The sequence below is a fragment of the Rhizobium sp. AP16 genome, from assembly GCF_000281735.1.
GTDB lineage: Bacteria > Pseudomonadota > Alphaproteobacteria > Rhizobiales > Rhizobiaceae > Rhizobium > Rhizobium rhizogenes.
Map to the genome: position 1 here is coordinate 1 of NZ_AJVM01000050.1, position 4,476 is coordinate 4,476.

Annotated in this window: 5 protein-coding genes and 1 pseudogene; 1 reads left to right on the forward strand and 5 read right to left on the reverse strand. The window is 60.4% G+C overall.

What is annotated here, in order from left to right; genetic code table 11:
• A partial coding sequence (locus PMI03_RS30745; protein WP_007695010.1) for an LrgB family protein occupies positions 1-195 on the forward strand: 195 nt, incomplete at its 5' end.
• Positions 196-501: 306 nt separating this feature from the next.
• On the opposite strand, the gene PMI03_RS15935 is transcribed toward PMI03_RS30745, so the two are convergent.
• From PMI03_RS15935 to PMI03_RS15955, 5 genes and pseudogenes are all read right to left on the reverse strand, one after another.
• On the reverse strand, positions 502-1,461 hold the full coding sequence (locus PMI03_RS15935) for a sugar phosphate isomerase/epimerase (RefSeq protein ID WP_007695011.1): 960 nt from the start codon (positions 1,459-1,461) through the stop codon (positions 502-504).
• Between the two features lie 17 nt (positions 1,462-1,478).
• Positions 1,479-2,486, reverse strand: coding sequence for a Gfo/Idh/MocA family oxidoreductase (locus PMI03_RS15940; protein ID WP_007695012.1), 1,008 nt, complete (start codon positions 2,484-2,486; stop codon positions 1,479-1,481).
• Between the two features lie 10 nt (positions 2,487-2,496).
• Positions 2,497-3,471 (reverse strand): ABC transporter permease, encoded by a 975-nt coding sequence (locus PMI03_RS15945; protein WP_007695013.1) that lies wholly within the window; start codon positions 3,469-3,471, stop codon positions 2,497-2,499.
• Positions 3,471-4,247, reverse strand: a complete 777-nt coding sequence (locus PMI03_RS15950; RefSeq protein ID WP_007695014.1) for an ATP-binding cassette domain-containing protein — start codon at positions 4,245-4,247, stop codon at positions 3,471-3,473. The genes PMI03_RS15945 and PMI03_RS15950 overlap by 1 nt, the downstream gene beginning before the upstream one ends.
• A gap of 17 nt (positions 4,248-4,264) precedes the next feature.
• Positions 4,265-4,476 (reverse strand): annotated as a pseudogene (locus tag PMI03_RS15955) (ABC transporter permease); the annotation flags it as partial.

Below are 4,476 nucleotides of genomic sequence, written 5' to 3' on the forward strand. Positions count from 1 at the left end.
CCGTGCTTGGGAATTAAAACGCGCAAAATCAAAGCGCCGGCGCGTCGCCTTGCGAACCGATCCGCGACATTGGGTCAGACTATCAACCTCGTCAGTGGCGTCGCTATTGTCTGGACCCTTGGCGACGAGCGCTCGGTTGCACTTTCCATGGCGCCGAAGGCGGTGACGACGCCGATCACTATGGCCGTCCCGTAGGAGATCGGCGCAATTCCGACGCTCGCGCCATCCTGGGCGGTATCATCGACGCCGTTGCTCAAGCACCTGTGCATCGATGATTGGCGCGCCCACCGTCTCGCCGCAGATGTCACCGCTGCGCAGGTCACCGCTCACAGCGAACTGAACGCGGCGTTCACCGCCCTCGGAATCGCCCTGACCGCCCTGCTTTTGCCCGTGCTTATGATGATCTGGCAATAGAAGCGTACAGGTTCAGTGCGCCTGCGATGTGATTGCCACCAAAGGCGTGAGGTTCACACTGCAGTGGCCATTCAGCGGGAGGATCGATCATATCGCCTGAGGTACGAAGTCGCTCGCAGCCACAGGCATTACGCCCTTGAGGAGTGCGATAGACTTCTCCAGCCCTTCGAGGCTGTTAAGCAGCACATCCTCGTGCTCGACCGACAGCCAACCGTCGTAGCCCGCCATCTTCAGGTGATAGCAGAATTGGCGCCACCATTCCTCGCCATGACCGAAGCCGAGCGTGATGTAAGACCAGCTACGGGCCGGGATGTCCATCAACGAGCCGTTCTCGAGAAGCGACGTCGTCGCCTGAACAGGACCGTTCAGCATCGTGTCCTTAGCATGCACGTGATGTACGGCCTCACCCAGAGCCAAGGCCGCGACAAGCGGATCGGCGCCCATCCAGAACAGATGCGATGGATCGAGGTTTGCGCCAATGACCGGACCGACGGCGGCGCGCAGTTTCAGAAGCGATGGCACATTGTAGACATACTGGTTGCCATGCAATTCCAGTGCGATGCGTGCGACACCGTTTTCTCTCGCGAGGGCGGCGATCTCCGTCCAGAACGGCAGAAGCTTTTCCTCCCACTGATAGCGGAGGATGGCCTGCGTTTCCGGCGGCCATGAGGAGACGACCCAATTTGGCATCAGATCGCCTTCACGGCCGGCGGGCAGGCCGGACATAGCGCACACCGTCTTGATTCCCATGTCGCCAGCGATACGGATCGTGTCCTTCAGGCATTCGCCCTGCTCCGGCTGGGTGGGATGCAAGGGGTTGCCGTTGGCGTTGAGGGCGATAATCTCCAGACCGCGATTTTCGAACGCTTTGGCGAAGTCGCGGCGCGAATCGGCGCTCGCCTTCATCGACTGCAGATCGAAATGCGGCGCGGTCGACCAGCCGCCTGTGTTGACCTCGACACCCGAGACACCAAGTCGGGCCGCGTTGTCGAGAAGCGCTTCAAAGGACATGCCGCCGAGGCTGTCGGAGACGAAGCCGAGTTTCATGAGTGGATCCTCTTTTGTCAGTGATAGAGAGACGGCTTGTCCATCTTTGCGATTGTGACGCGCCCACCCTTCCGGAGCGCCTCGACGCCAGCTTCCGCGGCAAGAGAGGCGCAATAGCCGTCCCAGGCATCGGAAGCGATAACCGGAAATACGCCGGTTCGAACGAAGTTCAGGAACGCCTTGTTCTGCAGCCGATAGGCTTCCGCGAAACGAGGACGCCAATCGGTTGCATAACGCTCGTACGCCATCAGTTGACCGTTCTGGCGGATATAGACCGGGGCATTGAGGAAGATCGATCCCTTCTCGCCGACGAGTTCGCCGCGCACGTCATAGCCATAGGCCGCATTGTTGTTGATTTCGATGTTCACGAGCTGGCCCTTGTCGGTTTCGAGGACCATGAACACCGGCGCTCCCGTCCTCGATGCATTAATGCCGGCCGGCTGAAAGACCGAAATTGCCGTGTAGTCGGCGCCCAGCACAAAGCGCGCGACATCCAACTCGTGGGGTGCGGAGTTGGTGATCGCCATCTGCCCGGTAAAATTCGCCGGCGCTTCGACGTTGCGGTGGAAGTTGTGCATCATGATCGCATGGCCGAGCGCGCCATCGTCAAGCCCCGCTTTCATATCACGATAGGACGGATCAAAGCGGCGCATGAAGCCGAGTTGAACGAACTGGCGACCACGCGACACCTCCGCCTCGATCACGACCAAGCACTCCTTCGCGCTCTGTGACAGTGGCTTCTCGCACAGGGCCGGCTTTCCGGCCTCGATCGCGGCGAGCGACAGCGGCGCATGCGTTTCGTCGGGGCTCGCGATCAGGATGGCATCGACATCTCCTCGCCCTATTGTCCCGACCGGATCGATGGAGACATCCGCGGCACCGAATTCTTCCGCTATCTTTCGCGCGCGCTCCGGCGCGGCATCGCAGACCACCTGCAAGGTTGCTCCCGGCAGATCTTCGGCGACGATCCGTGCATGGTCCGCCCCCATGATGCCGGCACCGATAATCGCTATTCTGACTGACATTCCGATATCCTTATTTCTTGAGAGCCCATTGGCGAAGGGAGCGGTCGCCGTAGGCAGCGAGCACGACGATCATCCCCAATATCAGGATGAACCACTGCGGCTGCACACCCATGACGACGAGATAGGATTGGATGGAAGACAGCACGAATGCGCCCATCAGCGCGCCAATCAGGGAAATGCGCCCGCCGGCAAGCAAACAACCACCCAGCACGCAGGAGGCGATCGCCTGGAGTTCCATGAGCCGCCCCATCGAGCCATCCGCAAAGCCGAGCTTGCCGGCTTCCAGCGCCCCGCCGAAAGCGGCGAGCATACCACACAAGACGAAGGCCGACAGTTTGATACGATCCACCCGGACACCACGGGAATGGGCGCTCTCGGCCGAGCCGCCGACGGCGAGAAGCCGGTTGCCGAACGGCATCGCCTTCAACATCACCCAGAGAACGACGAGCACCACGATTAGCCAGTAGAAGGCTGTGTTGAAGTTGAGGAAGTCACCCCCGCCGAGCACGACGTAGGTCCAGCCCTTGCGCGCCGCATAGGGAATGGAGAACGAGAATCCTTCCGTTAGCGCGATGGCGATGCCGCGGAAGATCATCAGCGTACCGAGCGTGATAATGAGGGATGGCGTACCGGTCCGCGTGACGAGCAGCCCGTTGATCAGGCCAATCGCCGACCCAACCAGTATCGCGGCCATGACGGCGACCGATGGATCGACTCGCGCCGCAAGCCAGAGATAGGCGAGCGCGCCCATCCCGAACGTCGATCCAACCGAGATATCGATCTCCCCGGTTCCGATCACCAGCGCGACGCCAAGGCTCATCAGCCCCAGGGTTGCCGTCACCTGCAGGATCGTCCCGATATTGTAGAGATTGGCCCAGTTGCCGTCCGAGGTGGCGGAGAAAATGACGACCAGAACGAGGCCGATCAGAAAAATGCCAAGCTCCGAATGACGCCGAATGAGCGGTTTGGCGGCCGACAGTGCCATCAGACCACCTCCTTCTTTTCAACGACGCGGCCGCCTTGGCGGATGACGTCCTCAAGCGCTTCGGCGGTCATGGCATCCGTGGATGCGTCGGCGACCTTTTCGCCATTTTCCATGATGACGATGCGGTCGGCGAGCTTGTGGACCTGGAAGATGTCGTGGGTGATATAGATGACGAGCAGGCCCTGCTCCTTGAGCTGCACGGCAATCTCGTTGACATGCTCGCGCTCTCGCACCGACAGATGGTTAGTCGGCTCGTCCATGATGATGACGCGGTTCTTGAACTCGACGGCGCGACCAATCTTGACCGACTGACGCTCGCCGCCGGAGAGCCGCTCTACCTCGTCATCGGCGGAGACATTCTCGCGCAGGCCGAACTGCCGAATGACTCGGGCGGATTTTTCGCGCATCTTGCCGAAGTCGAGAAAGGGGATGCCGAGGATGCGTTTGACGGGCTCCCGTCCAAGGTAGAAATTGCGTGCAATCGACAGGTTGTCGCAAAGCCCGACGGATTGCTGGATCGTTTCGATTCCCTGGTCGATGGCAAGCTTCGGGTGAAATTTTTCGACTTTCTTGCCGTCGAAGAAGACCTCTCCGGATGTCGGAGCATGGATCCCGCAGAGAACGCGGATCAGCGTCGTCTTGCCGGCGCCGTTGTCGCCGACCAGACCGACCAGTTCGCCGGCATGAAAGTCGACCGAGACATTTTTCAGGGCATGGAAGGCGCCGAAATAAAGGTCGAGGTTCTTGACCTGAATAAGCGGGTGATTGTTTGTCATTTGAGCGTCCTCCCGCATCAAACACTGTGCCCGAGGAAGCGGGCCAGTTTCTGGTTGAAGATGATTGCGATGATGAGCACGGCGCCGACGAAGGTGATGTACCAGGATGATGGCGCACCGAGCGCGATCAGTTCGTAGCGCAGGCTGACGACGATGAGCGCTCCGAGTATGGTGCCAAGGATCGAGCCGCGTCCGCCGGTCAAGAGGCAGCCGCCGATGACGGCGGCGG